This window comes from Lysobacter sp. CA199, assembly GCF_052078715.1.
In the GTDB taxonomy this organism is placed as follows: domain Bacteria; phylum Pseudomonadota; class Gammaproteobacteria; order Xanthomonadales; family Xanthomonadaceae; genus Lysobacter.
The window spans coordinates 70733-87698 of the sequence record NZ_JBQJIL010000013.1 but is presented as its reverse complement, the minus strand read 5'-3'; the positions used below and the strand labels follow the sequence as shown (position 1 = coordinate 87698).

Here is a 16966-nt window from a genome sequence, read left to right as displayed (position 1 = left end):
ATCGATCATCGGCAAACGAAAAACCGGCCGCGAAAGCGGCCGGTTTTTCTTTGCCAACTGCTCGCAGGCAACCCGGCCGAAACTTCCGCAAGCATCGGGGCCGATCGTTTGCTGGTCGCGGACTTTTTTCTTTGCGGGAGGGACTTCAGTCCCGACGCCTACGCCCGAACCTGCCTTGCGCAAAGACTAAAGAGCCGTTCGCACATCACGATTCGACGATTGAGTTCGCACTGTGCGACAGCGTCACCGAGCGACGCCATGGACCTCGTGCATCGAGCGAAGCAGCGCCACGTTATCGCGCGATACCAGCGGCCCGCATGCGTTCCACTAACGCTGCGCGGGTCCCACTCACCGCATCCGAATCGGAAAACGACGCGACGCGTCCCGACAACCGCTCAGCCGCGCGGGCTCAGAGCGAATGCGCCGGATCGGCCAGGCCGTACTGCGCCGCCAGACGCGCCAGCGCGATGCTGTCGCTGATCGTGAGTTTTTCGAACAAGCGCGTCTTATGCGTGTTGACCGTCTTCGCGCTCAAGCTCAGGCGCTTGGCGATTTCTTCCTGGCGGAATCCCTGCACCAGCAACAAGGCGATTTCCAGCTCGCGCGGCGAGAGCTCGTCGAACGGCGAAGCGCCGCCGTCGAGATTGGACAAGGCCAGATTCTGGGCGATGTTGCTCGCCAGATAGCGCTTGCCGCGCGCCACGTCGCGGATCGCGCGCAACAGTTCGCTGGCGTCGCCGCCCTTGCCGACATAACCCGAGGCGCCGGCTTCGAGCAGGCGCTTGGGCATCGGCCCGTCCTCGAGCACCGAGACGATGATCACGCGGGTGCCGTGATCGCCCTTGACGATGCGTTCGGTCACCTCCAGTCCGCTGACGCCGGGCAGATGCAGATCGCACAGCACCACGTCGGGCTTGAGCTTGCGCACCAGCGGCAAGGCTTCTTCGCCGCTCTCCACATCGCCCAATACTTCGATATCCGTTTCCGCCGACAGGATCATGCGCATGCCCGTGCGCACCAACGCATGGTCGTCCACGATGAATACACGGATGGTCATAGCGTCCCCGGAAACAGATTCAGCCTACGCTCGCGAGGCTACGCGGTGCCCCACGACCCTGCAAGGCGTCGAAATTCATTGACTCAACGGTGACACCCCAGAGCTGCAAAAACTCTGGATTAATCACCGCGAAAAAGGCACGTAGCGGTGCGAGCGACGGCCACACCCCAGGAACCGGGTCACAACTTTGGCAATGACTACGCTCAGTTGCTACCGCAGGCGCGAATCAATGGTACCCCAGCCACGCGTCGCCGGCCGGGGCATCGATGCGAATGACGGGAAACCGGCGTCGATTGTCGCTCGAACGACAATCGGGGCGGCCGGAATCAGGGCGGCCGGGGCCGCAGCGCGGAAACTGCGGTTAAAGCCCCGCGCCAGGCCCGTATCGGGGCGGCATGGATGGCCGAAAACGGCGAGTCGGATCGATCTCGGCATGTCATCCTGCTCGCCTTTCCGCACCCGAGCCCCTCAATGAATCGCCAAACCGACCTCGCCGCCCGCTTCCACGAACTGCACCACGACGGCCTGCTGCTGCTCGCCAATGCCTGGGACGCCGGCAGCGCGCGCCTGATCGAAAGCCTCGGCGCGGCCGCCGTGGCCACCACCAGCGCAGGCGTGGCCTGGTCGCACGGCTATCCCGACGGCGACCTGCTGCCGGTGCGGCGCCTGGTCGCCACCGTGGCCGATATCGCGCGGGCGATCCGGGTGCCGCTGACCGTCGACGCCGAGGGCGGTTACTCCGACGACCCGGCCGCGGTCGCCGAAACCGTCTCCGGTCTGATCGACGTCGGCGCGGTCGGCATCAATCTGGAGGACGGCGGCTCCGATCCGGATCTGCTGTGCGCGAAGATCGAACACATCAAGCGCGCGAGCGCGCGTCTGGGCGTGGCGCTGTATCTCAATGCGCGCACCGACGTGTATCTGCGCGGCCTGGCGCCGCCTGAGCGGCGGGTCGAGGAAACCCTGGCCCGCGCCGCGCGTTATCGCGCCGCCGGCGCGGACGGCCTGTTCGTGCCCGGACTGACCGACCAGGCCTCGGTGCGCACCATCGCCGCCGAAGCCGGCCTGCCCTTGAACCTGCTCGCGCGCGCCGCGCTGCCGGCCGCGGACGAGTTGCAGCGCTGGGGCGTGCGCCGGCTCAGCGCGGGTTCGGACATCGCCCAATCCATGTACTCGCGAATGACCGCGTTGGCCTCGGGCTTCCTGCGCGACGGCGACTCGCAGCCGCTGGCGGCCGAGGCATTGGCGTATTCGCAGCTCAATGCGCTGTTCGCCGATCGTTGAGGCGATCGTTCGCGCCATACGCGCAGCCGGCGATCGCCGGTTGCGCGATCGCGGCGGGCAGAGTTATCTGGATTCGTTCGCCTCAAGCGGCCGGCGGCGGCGGCGCGGTTCGTTCGCCGGAGTTCGTGGCTTGCGCGCCCTGGTGTTGGGCTAAGGCGCTTCTGATGGCCACGAACAACACGACCTGGCGGCGGGCACATTCGCGCACCCAGGCCCGCAGGGCTGTTTGCGAGCGCCGACGCGCAAACGACAAGCCCGCCGGCCATCCAGGCAGGCCCATCGCCGGCGCGCTCAGACCACGTCTTAGAACGAACCCGCGGTCGGACGCACGATCACTTCGCTGACATCGACGTCGGCCGGCTGGGCGATGGCGAAGGCGATCGCGCGCGCGATCGCATCCGGACCGATGGCGATGCGGCGGAATTCCTTCATGCCCTCGGCGGTGGCGGCATCGGTGATGGTGTCGGCCAGTTCCGACTCGACCACGCCCGGGGAGATGGTAGTGACGCGGATCTTGTCGCTTTCCTGGCGCAAACCGTCGGAAATCGCCCACACCGCGAACTTGGTCGCGCAGTACACCGCGCCGGTCGGCACCACGTAATGCGCGCCGAGCGACGCGACGTTGACGACTTGGCCATGGCCTTGCGCTTCCATCAGCGGCAGCACCGCGGCGATGCCGTGCAGCACGCCGCGCACGTTGACGTCGATCATGCGGTTCCACTCGTCCAGCTTGAGCGCCCGCAGCGGCGACAACGGCATCACGCCGGCGTTGTTGACCAGCACGTCGATCGCGCCGAACTGCTCTTGCGCATAGGCCACGAACGCGGCGAAGTCGGCGGGGTCGGTAACGTCCAGGCTGCGATAGCGCACCTCGCCGCCGGCGGCGTTGAGGGTCTGGCTCAGCGTGCGCAGACGTTCGCCGCGGCGCGCGCCGATCAGCACCTTGGCGCCGCGTTCGCTCAGCAGCCTGGCGGTGGCCTCGCCGATGCCGCTGCTGGCGCCGGTGATCAGTACGGTCTTGCCTTGCACATCGTGAAAAGCGCTCATCTCGGACTCCTGGATCGGATGGCGGACGCGGGTCGTCCGGCCTGGTCGAGACGATGCCGATGCCGGCCCCGGCCGCGGTAGAACGATCGCGGCGGTTTATTGCACGATCCTCCGGACGGCCCGATCCCGGCTTGCTCGCGGCCGTGTGCCGGCGGATCATCGCCGCCATCCCCCATCGTCGGAATGCCGCTCGAATCAGTGGCTTCTGCGCCCGCAGCGAGGCACGTCGCGATGAATGCAGCACAACGTCTGGCGCAGGCGATTGATCGAAATTCCGGCGTCGACGGCTTGCACCCGACCGCCCTGCCGCGAGTACAGCTGATCCGCGCCAGCCGCGAGGTCGATGCCATCCACGAGTTGCACCGGCCGGCGGTGTGCATCGTCGCGCAGGGCCGCAAGCGGGTGATGCTCGGCGATCGCATCTACGAGTACGACCGCAATCGCTACCTGGTGGTGTCGGTCGACGTGCCGATTCTCGGGCAGATCGTCGAAGCCAGCGTGCAGCAGCCCTATCTGTGCCTGCGCATCGACCTGGATCCGGCGCTGCTGAGCAGCCTGTGGCTGGAATCCGGACTGGCCGCGCCCAACGGCGGCGCGCCCGGCCCCAGCCTGATGCTCAGCGACGCCAGCGCCGAGTTGCTCGATGCGGCGATCCGGCTGCTGGCGCTGCTCGATACGCCCGACGACATCCCCATGCTCGCGCCGATGGTCGAACGCGAGTTGCTGTACCGGCTGATGAAGGGCGAACAAGCCTCGCGTCTGCACGAAATCGCTCACGGCGACAGCCGGCTGCGTCACGTCAACCGCGCGATCGACTGGATCAAGCGCCATTACCGCGAACCGTTCGACATGGCCGAGCTGGCCGCGCACGCGAGCATGAGTTCCTCGGCCCTGCACGCGCATTTCAAATCGGTCACCCGCATGAGCCCGCTGCAGTACCAAAAGCAACTGCGCTTGCAACAGGCGCGCGGATTGATGCTGGGCCAGTCGATGGACGCGGCCAGCGCCGGGCACGCGGTCGGTTACGACAGCCCTTCGCAATTCAGTCGCGAATACAGCCGCCTGTTCGGCGCGCCGCCGCTGCGCGACGTGGCGCGACTGCGCGAGATGCCGCCGAGTTTCCATGGCGACTCGGCGCGCGCCGGCGAGGCCGCCGCCAACACCTGAGCCCCGGCGCCCCGCCGCCCCGCGATCAAGCCTGCTCGCGCAACCACGCCAGCAGCTTGGCACCGGCCGATCCGGCGCCGACCGGTTGCGGCGACAACAGGTGGTAGGCGCTGCCGTCGGCGAGAAATCCCATCGGCGCCACCAGCACGCCCGCCTCGACCTCATCGCGCACCAACTGCCACGGCCCGATCGCCACGCCGACGCCGGCCGCCGCGGCCTGCAGGCTGAAATAGAAATGTTCGAAGCTCTGGCTCGGTCCCGCCGGCTGCCGCTTGCGCGCCGCGCGCGACCAATCCGCCCAGGCACCGGGCCGGGTGGCGCTGTGCAGCCGCACCACGGTGTCCGCCCAACGCGCGCCGCGCGCTTGGGCTTGCAGATGCTCGGCGCGATAACGCGCGCTGCACACCGGCCCTACCCGCTCCTCGAACAGCCGCTGCGCGTGTACGCGCGGCCCCCAATCGAAATCGTCGCGGCGGATCGCCAGATCGATCTCCTCGAAACCCACCGGGCCGCCGCCGGCGACCAGTTGCAGCGCGATCTCGGGATGGCGCGCATGAAACGCCGGCAGACGCGGAATCAACCAGCGCATCAGCAAGGTCGGTTCGCACGACAGCACCACGGCCAGCTTGCGCGGCGGCTCGCGCAGTTCGCGCACCGCCGCGGCCAGCACATCGAACGCGGCGGCCGCGGCATCGCGCAGCCGCTCGCCCGCCGGGGTCAGGAATACCCGCTGGCTGCGCCGTTCGAATAGTTCCACGGCCAGCGCATCCTCGATCGAACGCACCGCACGGCTGACCGCGCCGTGGGTCAGGTGCAGTTCTTGCGCGGCGCGGGTGAAACTCTCCAGCCGCGCCGCGGCCTCGAAGCAGCGCAGCGCTCCCAGCGGCGGCAGCGCGGTACGTCGATATCGTGAGTCCAGCTCACGCCGATCGTGATCTTTCATCGTTTGCGGCCTGGCAATACCCCGCCTAATTTAGCCCGATACTCCCGATCTTGGCGCGCCACGAATGCAGGAATTGATAGCCGTACTCACCATCACCGTGCTGGCCGTGCTGAGCCCGGGCCCGGACTTCGCGATGGTTTCCCGCAACAGCCTGCTGCTCTCGCGACGCGCCGGCGTGCTGACCGCGCTGGGTATCGGCCTGGGCGTGTGGGTGCATGTGGCCTACACCCTGCTGGGCGTGGGCCTGGTGATCCAGCAATCCTTGCGCCTGTACGCGGCGCTGAAGATCGTCGGCGCGTTGTACCTGGTGTATCTGGGACTGAAGATGCTGCGCTCGCGTCCGGCGTCGATGCCCGAAGCGCAAGCGGCGGTGGCCGCGGTGTCGGACTGGGCCGCGCTGCGCACCGGATTTCTGACCAACGCGCTCAATCCCAAAAGCACGGTGTTCGTGGTCAGTCTGTTCCTGCAGGTGGTGCAACCGGCGACGCCGATGGCCCAGCGCATCGGTTACGGCGCCTTCGTCTCGGCCACCCACGTGCTGTGGTTCGGTCTGGTCGCGTTGTTGTTCTCGCAAGGCACGGTACGCGCCGGCCTGCTGCGCTGGCGGCATTGGCTCGATCGCGCGTTCGGCGCGCTGCTGGTGGGCTTCGGCGCGCTGCTGGCCGGGTCGGCGCTGCGCCGCTAGAACCGAAGACTCTGGAACGAAAGCCCGCCTCAATCCGAGCCGGCGCGCAGCCGCGCCAACTCGGCGGCGTCGGCCTTGAGCTGGGCGAGCATCGCGCAGAACAAGCGTCCTTGCTCGATCGCATCGTCCAGGGCCACGTGGGTATGCGGATCGTCGCCGAACCAGTGCCTGGGCATGGCCCGCTTGCTGGTGTCGCGATACGGCAGGCCCAGCACCGCCATGGCCAGGGTTTTCATGTCCAAGGCCGAATGGCTGAACGGGCTCTGCCCGGCGAACCGGATCAGATACCAGTACACGAAACTGAAATCGAATCCGGCCGGGTACGCGACGAACACCGGTTTGCCGGGCAGCGCCTTGAGCCAGGCCAGATACTCGGGCATCACCTCGGCCGCGGGCCGGGCGCCGGCACGCGCGGCCTGCCAGGCTTCGGGCTGACCGGCCCACCACGCCAGGGTATCGGGGTGGCCGGCGGCGCCATCGAGTTCGCACAGATTGGCCGAGAAGGTCGCGATCCGTTCGCCCGCGGCGGTGAAGGCGGCCGATCCCAGGCTCAGCATCGAATGCGGGCCGGGAATCGGTCCGTCGGATTCGATGTCGGTCGATACGTAGATTTCCTCAGCCATGCGCTGCGCGTCCTGTGCGGTGTCGATCGTCGATACGATGTCGGGGCGGCAGTATGACTGCGTCGCCAGCGCGGCCGGGTCGGCGCTTCGGTCAGTTCGACTCCTGACCAGACAGGGCCTGGGCCCTGCGCTGAACAGCCCCGGGGCCGCGTTCGCGGATTCTTACGTCCTGGGACGCGGCGCCGCGAGTGTATGCCGCCATGACAACCATCACTTCGGAACCTTGGCGTTCGTTGCCAGACTGCGCGCACTGCGTCCGCCGCGGACAGGCAAGTGCCCGCCGCAGCGGCCCGAAAGCATGCGATTCGGCAAAGTCGCCGTTCCAGCCTCGTCCAGCCGCGCCGGCGGGCGAGCGAACCGTCGCCGGATCCGATGCGCCGAATCGAACGGACTCCATGGTCCCGCGGCCGATATGCCGCCTCTCACACAGCCGCCGCGCTGACTTTGTCCGCCATCCACCTTCATGAACCCGCGCGTCGCGCTCTGTAGCCCTGGCCTGTTCGAATAAGGCCGCTACCGCGCACCGCCGGCGCTTCCGGGTTTCGTCCTTTTCGCTATTCAAGCAATCCCGATGACCACTTCCCAATCCGATCGCCGCTCCACTCAGAACCAAGATGCGATGCCCGTCGAATCTCCTGGCGGCACGACCGCGACGGCCGCCCAGGCCGTCCTCGCCCCGGCCAGGCGATCGAAGGCCTCGATGCCGGACGACTGCAACGCGACCGACGCCGCCTATCCGCAAGAGCAGTGCCTGCACCGCTTGTTCGAGCAACAGGTACGCGCGCATCCCGAAGCGATCGCGTTGAGCAACACCGACCACGCGCTGCGCTACGCCGAGCTCAACCGTCGCGCCAACCGGCTCGCGCACCGGCTGATCGAACTGGGCCTGCGTCCGGACGAGCGCGTCGCGCTGTGCGTGGCGCGCGGCTTCGCCGCGATCGTCGGCCTGCTGGCCGTGCTCAAGGCCGGCGGCGCCTATGTTCCGTTCGATCCGGGCCATTCCTCCGCCCGCCTGGCGCAGACACTGGCCGATGCCGCGCCGATGCTGCTGCTGTGCGATGCGGCCGGGCGCGATGCGCTGGGCGAGACGGCGCTGCACGGGCGCACCGTGCTCGACCCGGGCGCCGATCTCGCCGGCGAGGCGCCCGAGCACGACCCGCAGGTAGCGCAGCTCGCCTCGCATCACCTGGCCTATGTGATCTACACCTCCGGCTCGACCGGCACGCCGAAGGGCGTGATGATCGAACACCGCAACGCGGTGCACCTGGCTCATACCCAGATCGCGCGGCTGCGCATCGCCGCGCACAGCCGCGTGGCCCAGTTCGCCTCGTTGGGCTTCGACGCCAGCGTGCTGGAAATCGTCATGGCCCTGTGTTCGGGCGCCGCGCTGTATCTGCCGAGCGCGCGGCAGCGCGAATCGGCCGAGGCGTTCGTGGAGTACATGAACCGTGAAGCGATCAGCCATGTCCTGCTGCCGCCCGCGTTCCTGCAGGACCGGCACTATCGTCTGGACCGGCGACCGGTGCTGATTCTGGGCGGCGAAGCGCCGAGCCCGGCCCTGGTCCGATCGCTGGCCTGCCAGGCCACCGTGGTCAACGCCTACGGCCCGACCGAGATCACCGTCTGCGCGACCATGTGGACCGCGCCCGAACAAACGGCCGAACTCGATAGCGTTCCGATCGGCCGGCCCTTGGCCAATACCCGCGTGTACCTGCTCGACGAAGCGCGGCAACCGGTGCCGCAGGGCGAGATCGGCGAGCTTTACATCGGCGGCGCCGGCGTGGCTCGCGGCTATCTCGGCCGGCCTGAACTCACCGCCGAGCGTTTCCTGCCCGATCCGTTCAGTCCGCACCGCGATGCCCGCATGTACCGCAGCGGCGATCTGGCGCGGCGGCTGCCCGACGGCAATCTGGTGTTCGTCGGCCGCAACGACGATCAGATCAAGCTGCGCGGTTACCGCATCGAATTGGGAGAAATCGAAGCCAGGCTCGGCGAACATCCGGCGGTGCGCCAATGCGCGGTCCTGGCGCGTGAAGACCGTCCCGGCGAACCGCGTCTGGTCGCCTATTGCCTGGCCACCGACGAGCCGGACGCTGCGGCGAGCGACATCCTGATCGCCTCGCTGCGCGATCATGTGCGCGAACGTCTTCCCGGCTACATGGTGCCGGCCGCGTTCGTGCTGATGCAGACGCTGCCGCTCACCGGCAACGGCAAGATCGACCGCAAAACCTTGCCGGCGCCGCCGGACGAGGCTTTCGCGCGCCGCGCCTATCGGGCGCCGCAAGGCCCGACCGAAACCGCGCTGGCGTCGCTGTGGCAATCCCTGCTGGGGATCGAACGGGTCGGACGCGACGACCAGTTCTTCGAACTCGGCGGACATTCGCTGATCGCCGCGCGCCTGCTCAGCCGGGTGCGCGAGGAACTCGGCGTGACTCTGCCGCTGGCCGAATTGTTCGCCCATCCGCTGCTGGCGGCCCTGGCCGAAGCGATCGACGCGCAACGCGCGCACCACACCGAAACCGCGTTGCCCGACATCCTGGCCGGCGCGCGCGAAGACGACTTGCCGCTGTCCTTCGCCCAGCGGCGGCTGTGGTTCCTGGCCCAGCTCGAACACGGCGACGACAGCTACAACATGCCGCTGATCCTGCAACTGCGCGGCGAGCTCGACAGCCATGCGCTGCAGCGCAGCCTGGACCGCGTGTTCGCGCGCCATCAGGCGCTGCGCAGCGTGTTCCGGGCCGATGATGGCCATCCGCAAGCCAGCCTGCTGCCAGCCGACGCGGGCCTGCGCATGCACGAACACGATCTGCGCGGCCGCGCCGATGCGCGGGCCGAACTGGCGCGCCTGAGCGCGCTGGACGCGCGCACGCCGTTCGATCTGGCGCAGGGGCCGTTGATCCGCGCGCGCCTGATCCGCTTGGGCGATGACGAACATCGCTTGGCGATCACCCAACACCACATCGTCTGCGACGGCTGGTCGATGCACTTGCTCGCGCGCGAGATCAGCCAGCTGTATGCCGCGTTCCGCGAGCAAGGCCCCGACCCGCTGCCGCCGCTGAGCGTGCAGTACCCCGACTACGCCGCGTGGGAACAGCGCTGGCAAACCGGCGAACGTCTGCAAGCGCAAGCCGACTATTGGCGCGGTGCGCTGGCCGATGCGCCGACCCTGTTGGCGCTGCCGACCGACCGGCCGCGACCGCCGCTGCGATCCTCCGCCGCGGCCGCGCACCCGCTGCATCTGGACGCCGAGCTCACCCGCCGGCTCAAGCGCCTGAGCCAGGCGCACGGCGCGACCTTGTTCATGACCTTGGCCGCAGCGTGGGCGACGGTGCTGGCGCGGCTTTCCGGGCAGGACGATCTGGTGATCGGCACGCCCTCGGCCAATCGCGGCCGGCGCGAGATCGAACCGCTGATCGGCTTCTTCGTCAACACCCTCGCGCTGCGCATCGACCTGTCCGGCGAACCGGACACCACGCGATTGCTGGCGCGGGTGCGCGAAACCGCGCTGGCCGCGCAGGCACATCAGGACCTGCCGTTCGAGCGCGTCGTCGAAATCGTCCAGCCGACGCGGCGCATGGATCACACGCCGCTGTTCCAGGCGCTGTTCGCCTGGCAAAGCAACGAGCCGACCCGCTTCGATCTGCCGCGATTGCAAGTGCATGCCGAACAACCCTTCGATGCGATCCGTTTCGACCTGGAACTGCACCTGCGCGAACACGGCGATAGCGTCGACGGGCATCTGGGTTATGCCACCGCGCTGTTCGACGCGGCTACCATCGAGCGGCATGCCGGCTATCTGATCGCGGCGTTGCGGGCGATGACCGATGACGCCCACTTGCCGGTATCGCGCATCGAGCTGTTGTCCTCGGCCGAACGCGAACATCTGTTGGAGTCGGCGAACCCGCCGGCCGTGGCCTACCCCGATGCACCCTGCGTCCACGAGTTGTTCGAACAACAGGTCCGCCGCGACGCGCACGCCGTGGCCTTGATCCATCACGACCGCACGCTGACCTACGCCGAACTCAATGCGCGCGCCAACGCGCTGGCGCATCGTCTCATCGAACACGGCGTGGTTGCGGGCGATCGGGTCGCGTTGTGCGTGGAACGCGGCTTTGAGATGGTCGTCGGCCTGCTCGCCGCGCTCAAGGCCGGCGCAGCTTACGTTCCTTTGGATACGACTTATCCAGGCGAGCGCCTGAGCCGGGTGCTGACCGATTCGGCGCCGGCGGCGGTGCTGATCGATGCGGTCGGGCGCGGCGCGCTCGGCGCGGCCATCGCCGCCGACCCGCGCGCGATCGATCTGGACACCGACATCGGCATCGATGCGCGCGAAGACGACCCGCGCATCGCCGGTCTGCGCGCGGACCACCCGGCCTATGTGATCTACACCTCCGGCTCGACCGGCGTGCCTAAGGGCGTGGCCATGCCGCACGCGCCACTGGTCAATCTGATCCGCTGGCAGCTCGCCGAACTGGCGCCGGCGCGGCGGATCCTGCAGTTCGCCGCGATCGGCTTCGACGTGGCGTTCCAGGAAATCTTCGGCGCCCTGTGCTCCGGCGCCGGGCTGGTATTGATCGACGCGCAGACCCGGCTCAACTTCCCGCGGCTGGTCCGCTGGATAGGCGAGCACGCCGTCGAACGCGTGCATCTGCCCTACATCGCCGCGCAGAGTCTGGCCGAAGCCGTCGACGATCTGGCCGATGACGAGTTGGACACGCTGCGCGACAGCCTGCGCGATGTGATCGTCGCCGGCGAACAACTGCGTCTGACGCCGCAGATCAAGCGCTTGTTCCGGCGTCTGCCCGACTGCCGCCTGCACAACCACTACGGCCCGACCGAAACCCACGTCGCCACCGCGTACGTGCTCGGCGGCGATATCGAACAAGCGCCTAGCCACGCGCCGATCGGCCGGCCGATCGCCAACGCGCGCGTCTACCTGCTCGACCGCCACGGCCAACCGGTACCGACCGGCGCGGCCGGCGAGCTGTTCATCGGCGGCGCCGCCGTCGCCCAGGGCTATCTCGATCGCGCCGACCTGACCGCGCAACGCTTCGTGCGCGATCCCTTCGCCGACGACACGCAGGCGCGCATGTACCGCACCGGCGACCTGGCGCGTTATTTGAGCGACGGCAATCTGAGCTTCCTCGGCCGCAACGACCATCAGGTCAAGATCCGCGGCTTCCGCATCGAGCTGGGCGAGATCGAAGCCTGTCTGTCCGAGCACGAAGCGGTGCTCGAATGCGCGGTGCTCGCGCGCGAGGACGCACTTGGCCGCACCCGCCTGATCGCCTACACGGTCGCCGCTGCGGCCGACGGCGTCGACGGGGATTGGGCCTCGCGCCTACGCGGCCATCTGAGCGCGCGACTGCCGGAGTACATGGTACCGGCCGCGTTCGTCGCACTCGATGCGTTGCCGGTCACGCCGAACGGAAAACTCGACACCCGCGCGCTGCCGGAGCCGGACGCGGAAGCGTTCGCGCGCGGCGACTACGCGCCGCCGCAAGGGCGCACCGAATGCGTGTTGGCCGAACTGTGGCAGGAATTGCTGGGCGTGGAACGCATCGGTCGCCACGACCAGTTCTTCGAGCTCGGCGGTCATTCGCTGATCGCCGTGCGCCTGATCAGCCGGATCGGTGCGGCTTTCGCGGTCGAACTGCCGCTGGCGACCTTGTTCGCGCAGCCGGTGTTGCGCGACCTGGCCGCAGCGATCGATGCCCTGCCGGCGCAGAGCCCCTCGGCGATCGGCCCCGCCATCGCGTCGCGCGCGCGCGGCGCCGACGACGGCCGGCTCCCGCTGTCGTTCGCGCAACAACGGCTGTGGTTCCTGTCGCAGTTCTACAGCGTCAGCGCCAACTACCACATCCCGCTGGCGCTGCGGCTACGCGGCGAACTCGATGTCGACGCGTTGCAACGCAGCCTCGATCGTCTCATCGCCCGCCACGAGGGCCTGCGCAGCGTGTTCGTGGCCGTCGATGGGCAACCGCATGTGGAAGTATTGCCGGCGGACACCGGCATCGCCCTGATCGAGCAGGACCTGCGCGGCGACGCCGACCCGGCCGCGACCTTGCGCCGCAGCATGACCGAGGAAATCGACGCGCCGTTCGACCTCGCTCGCGGCCCCCTGCTGCGCGCGCGATTGATCCGCCTGGGCGCGCAAGATCATGTGTTCCTGCTGACCCAGCACCATATCGTCTCCGACGGCTGGTCGATCGGCGTGTTGCTGGCCGAACTCAGCGCCGTGTATTCCGCCTTCAGCCAGGGCCGCGACGATCCGTTAGCACCGCTGCCGGTGCAGTACCCCGATTACGCGCTGTGGCAACGCCGATGGCTGCAAGGCGAACGCACGCGGGTCCAGGCCGATTATTGGCGCGGCGCGCTGGCCGGCGCACCCGGACTGCTGAGCCTGCCGCTGGATCGGCCGCGCCCGCCGCAACAGTCCTTCGATGCGGCGTTCGTGCCGATCGAACTCGATCCGGCATTGGTGTGGGCGCTCAAGCGGGTCAGCCAGCGCCACGGCAGCACCTTGTTCATGACCCTCATGGCCGCCTGGGCGATAGTGCTCGCGCGCCTGTCCGGGCAGGACGATCTGGTCATCGGCGCGGCCACCGCCGGCCGCAATCGCGGCGAACTCGAGCCGCTGATCGGCTTCTTCGTCAATACCCTGGCGCTGCGCATCGACTTGTCCGGACAGCCGCGCCCGGCCGAGTTGATCGCGCGGGTGCGCCGGGCGACGCTGGACGCGCAGGCGCATCAGGATCTTCCGTTCGAACAGGTGGTGGAATCGCTGCAATTGTCGCGGCGGATGGATCACACCCCGCTGTTTCAGGTCATGTTCGCCTGGCAGAACAACGAAGAAGGCACGCTCGATCTGCCGGGCATCGCCTGCCAGACCGAACCTTATCCTTTCGCCTGGAGCAAGTTCGACCTGGAACTGGTCCTGGCCGAGAACGACGGCCGGATCCGCGGCGGCTTGAACTACGCCACCGCGCTGTTCGACGCGGCCAGCATCGAACGCCACCGCGACTATCTGCTGGCTGCGTTGAACGCAGTGGCCGACGACGCCGACCGGGACATCGCCCGAATCGAGTTGCTGCCGCCGCGCGAACGCGAACAGGTTCTGCACGATTGGAACCGCACCGACGCCGACTACGACACCCGGCGCTGCCTGCATCAGCTGTTCGAACAGCAGGCGCAGCGCGACCCGCAGGCCGTGGCGTTGTTCCACGACGGCCATGAGCTGAGCTACGGCGAACTCAATTCGCACGCCAATCGCCTGGCCCATCACTTGATCGAGCTCGGCGTCCGCCCCGACGATCGCGTCGCGCTGTGCGCCGAACGCGGCTTCCCGCTGATCGTCGGCCTGCTCGCCGTGCTCAAGGCCGGCGGCGCCTACCTGCCGTTCGACCCGGCCTACTCCTCGGCACGCCTGGCTCAGATCCTCGGCGATGCCGCGCCGGTGCTGGCGCTGTGCGACCGCGCCGGAGGCGACGCGTTGCGGCCGGCGGCACCGGCCGCGTTGCCGATGCTGGACCTGGTCGACGATGCACCGCTGTGGGCCGAGCGGCCGTGGACCGATCCGCGAGTGGACGCTCTGAACTCGCGTCATCTGGCCTATGTCATCTACACCTCCGGATCGACCGGCACACCCAAGGGCGTGATGGTCGAACACCGCAATGCGATGCACCTGGCCGCGACGCAGGTCGCGCAACTGCAACTGAGTGCGCACAGCCGGGTATTGCAGTTCGCATCGATCGGTTTCGACGCCAGCGTGTTCGACATCGTCATGACCTTCGTTTCCGGAGGCACGCTGTATCTGCCCACGCCGGCGCAGCGCGAGACCGCGACCTCGGTATTGGCGTATCTGGCCGCCAACGGCATCACTCACTCGACCTTGCCGCCGGCGGTGCTGCAAGGCCACGCGCAGTGGCCGCGCTGGTCTGTGCGGCCGACCTTGCTACTGGGCGGCGAAGCGCCCAGCCCGGCACTCGTGCGCGCACTGAGCGAACAGGCCACGGTGATCAACGCCTACGGCCCGACCGAAATCACCGTCTGCGCCAGCGCCTGGACCGCGACCCGGGAAGCGCTGGCGGCCGACCCCGATACCATTCCCATCGGCACGCCACTCGCCAACACCCGGCTGTATCTGCTCGACGAACACCGGCAACCGGTTCCGATCGGCGCGGTCGGCGAGCTCTACATCGGCGGCGCGGGCGTGGCGCGCGGCTATCTCAATCGCCCCGACCTGACCGCCGAGCGCTTTCTGCCCGATCCGTTCAGCCCGCACCCGGACGCGCGCATGTACCGCAGCGGTGATCTGGCGCGGCATCGCGGCGACGGTCAGTTGCTGTTCCTCGGCCGCAACGATCATCAGGTCAAGCTGCGCGGCTTCCGCATCGAGCCGGGCGAAATCGAAGCGCGTCTGGCCGAGCACGCGGCGGTGCGCGAATGCGTCGTACTCGCGCGCCAGGACACGCCCGGCGATCCGCGTCTGGTCGCCTATATCGTCGCCGAGGACGGTGCGCAGACCGCCGACGAACTGGCCGCCGCATTGCGCGGCCATCTGAGCGAACGCTTGCCCGACTACATGATTCCGGCCGCGTTCGTGGGCTTGGACGCGCTGCCGCTGAACGCCAGCGGCAAGGTCGATCGCAAGGCCCTGCCCGCTCCGGCGGACGCGAATTTCGTCCGCGGCGTGTATGCGGCGCCGCAAGGAGATGTCGAGACGCGGCTGGCCGCGCTGTGGCAGGCGCTGTTGGCGATCGAGCGGGTCGGCCGCCTGGATCACTTCTTCGAACTCGGCGGCCATTCGCTGCGCGCGGTGCATCTGGCCGCGCGCCTGCGCCAGGAATTCAGCGTCGACGTCGCGGTGCGCGATGTTTTTATCCATCCGGTGTTCAAGGACATGGCCGCGCTGTTGCAGCCGGCGACCGGAGCGGTGCGACGGCAACTGGATCTGGCGGCCGAAGCGCGGCTGGATCCGGCGATCCGCGCGGTCACGCCCCACGTCCCGGTGCCGCGCCCGGACCATGTGCTGCTGACCGGTGCGTCCGGCTTTCTGGGCGGATTCCTGCTGGCCTCATTGCTGCGCAGGACCTCGGCCGTGGTGCATTGCCTGATCCGATGCAGCGACGCGGCCAGCGGCCGCCGCAAGCTGGAAGCCGCGCTGCAGGCGCTGGGTTTATCGGACCAGTACCTGCGCGAACGGGTCGTGGTGGTACCGGGCGATCTGGCCAAGCCGCTGCTCGGCTTGTCCGCGCAGGCCTTCGCCGAACTCGCCGGCACCGTCGCGGCGATCTATCACAACGGCGCCTGGGTCAACTCGCTGCATACCTACGAAACCTTGAAGGCCGCCAACGTGTCGGGCACCGAAGAAGTCATGCGTCTGGCCTGCACCGGCTCGCTCAAGCACGTGCACTACATTTCCACCCTGAGCACGATGCCGACTATCGACGCGGTGCAACGGCCAGTCGCCGACGAGGAAGAATTGTTTGAATGCTGGCAGGGCCTGTCCGGCGGTTATGCGCAAAGCAAATGGGTCGCCGAGCAGCTGCTGCGCGCCGGCGGCGAGCGCGGACTGCCGTTCACGGTCTACCGCCCGACCCACATCGCCGGGTCCAGTCGCGACGGCGCCTGCAATGTTTCCGATACCTGGAGTCTGTTCGTGCAAGCCTGCTTGCGGCTGGGTTGCGCGCCCGACATCGATGTGAGGGTCAATTCGATGCCGGTCGACCGCATCGCCGATGCGATCGTCGAGCTTTCGCTGCGCGACGACGTCGCCGGCCGCAGCCTCAACCTCAGTCATCCCCGCTCGTTCTCGCTCAAGGACTGGATCGACTGCCTCACCGACTTGCCCGGCATGGACCCGGTCAAGCGCCCCTATGCGCAGTGGCTGCGCCTGTGCGCCGACGACGAAGCCGGCCGCAACCTCGCCTCGATCCTGCCGGCCGATCTGGGCCCCGAAGCGGTGGAATACGCGGCCTACGGGAACGTGAACCTCGGCAACGCCATCGAGGCGATGGTGAGCGAGGGCTACGCCTGTCCGGAGATCGAGTCGTCGCTGCTGCGCAAGTATTCGAACTGGCTGCATCGGAACCATGCCGGCGGTCTCAGGTCCGGCGACGGCAAAGAGCGATCGTGAGTCATGAACGCAATCAAGCCGA

8 protein-coding genes are annotated in these 16966 nt (G+C 68.2%); 4 read left to right on the top strand and 4 right to left on the bottom strand.

Going from position 1 to position 16966, the window contains the following annotated elements; all coding sequences use genetic code 11:
• Positions 1 to 409: 409 nt before the first annotated feature.
• Entirely contained in the window at positions 410 to 1057 is a 648-nt protein-coding gene (locus ACTOWJ_RS22865; RefSeq protein ID WP_441336927.1) for a response regulator, read from the bottom strand.
• A gap of 471 nt (positions 1058 to 1528) precedes the next feature.
• On the opposite strand from ACTOWJ_RS22865, the gene ACTOWJ_RS22860 reads away from it, so the two are divergent.
• Complete coding sequence (locus ACTOWJ_RS22860) at positions 1529 to 2341, top strand: isocitrate lyase/PEP mutase family protein (protein ID WP_441336926.1); 813 nt, start codon at positions 1529 to 1531, stop codon at positions 2339 to 2341.
• Positions 2342 to 2644: 303 nt separating this feature from the next.
• Here ACTOWJ_RS22860 and ACTOWJ_RS22855 read toward each other — a convergent pair whose 3' ends face one another.
• Positions 2645 to 3388, bottom strand: a complete 744-nt coding sequence (locus ACTOWJ_RS22855) for an SDR family oxidoreductase (protein WP_441336925.1) — start codon at positions 3386 to 3388, stop codon at positions 2645 to 2647.
• 231 nt (positions 3389 to 3619) lie between these two features.
• Between ACTOWJ_RS22855 and ACTOWJ_RS22850 the strand changes: the two genes are divergently transcribed.
• A complete protein-coding gene (locus ACTOWJ_RS22850; protein WP_441336924.1) occupies positions 3620 to 4555 on the top strand; it encodes an AraC family transcriptional regulator N-terminal domain-containing protein in 936 nt (311 codons plus the stop codon).
• A 25-nt stretch (positions 4556 to 4580) separates the two neighbouring features.
• Here ACTOWJ_RS22850 and ACTOWJ_RS22845 read toward each other — a convergent pair whose 3' ends face one another.
• Entirely contained in the window at positions 4581 to 5498 is a 918-nt protein-coding gene (locus ACTOWJ_RS22845; protein ID WP_441336923.1) for a LysR family transcriptional regulator, read from the bottom strand.
• Between the two features lie 64 nt (positions 5499 to 5562).
• Between ACTOWJ_RS22845 and ACTOWJ_RS22840 the strand changes: the two genes are divergently transcribed.
• Positions 5563 to 6183, top strand: coding sequence for a LysE family transporter (locus ACTOWJ_RS22840; RefSeq protein WP_441336922.1), 621 nt, complete (start codon positions 5563 to 5565; stop codon positions 6181 to 6183).
• 29 nt (positions 6184 to 6212) lie between these two features.
• Here ACTOWJ_RS22840 and ACTOWJ_RS22835 read toward each other — a convergent pair whose 3' ends face one another.
• Complete coding sequence (locus ACTOWJ_RS22835; protein ID WP_441336921.1) at positions 6213 to 6806, bottom strand: hypothetical protein; 594 nt, start codon at positions 6804 to 6806, stop codon at positions 6213 to 6215.
• A 571-nt stretch (positions 6807 to 7377) separates the two neighbouring features.
• On the opposite strand from ACTOWJ_RS22835, the gene ACTOWJ_RS22830 reads away from it, so the two are divergent.
• Positions 7378 to 16944, top strand: a complete 9567-nt coding sequence (locus ACTOWJ_RS22830) for an amino acid adenylation domain-containing protein (protein WP_441336920.1) — start codon at positions 7378 to 7380, stop codon at positions 16942 to 16944.
• Positions 16945 to 16966 lie beyond the last annotated feature (22 nt).

Bases quoted from the DNA above. Each gene is read 5' to 3' on its own strand.
- ACTOWJ_RS22865 (WP_441336927.1), bottom strand. From the start codon at position 1,057: ATGACCATCCGTGTATTCATCGTGGACGACCATGCGTTGGTGCGCACG.
- ACTOWJ_RS22860 (WP_441336926.1), top strand. From the start codon at position 1,529: ATGAATCGCCAAACCGACCTCGCCGCCCGCTTCCACGAACTGCACCAC.
- ACTOWJ_RS22855 (WP_441336925.1), bottom strand. From the start codon at position 3,388: ATGAGCGCTTTTCACGATGTGCAAGGCAAGACCGTACTGATCACCGGC.
- ACTOWJ_RS22850 (WP_441336924.1), top strand. From the start codon at position 3,620: ATGAATGCAGCACAACGTCTGGCGCAGGCGATTGATCGAAATTCCGGC.
- ACTOWJ_RS22845 (WP_441336923.1), bottom strand. From the start codon at position 5,498: ATGAAAGATCACGATCGGCGTGAGCTGGACTCACGATATCGACGTACC.
- ACTOWJ_RS22840 (WP_441336922.1), top strand. From the start codon at position 5,563: ATGCAGGAATTGATAGCCGTACTCACCATCACCGTGCTGGCCGTGCTG.
- ACTOWJ_RS22835 (WP_441336921.1), bottom strand. From the start codon at position 6,806: ATGGCTGAGGAAATCTACGTATCGACCGACATCGAATCCGACGGACCG.
- ACTOWJ_RS22830 (WP_441336920.1), top strand. From the start codon at position 7,378: ATGACCACTTCCCAATCCGATCGCCGCTCCACTCAGAACCAAGATGCG.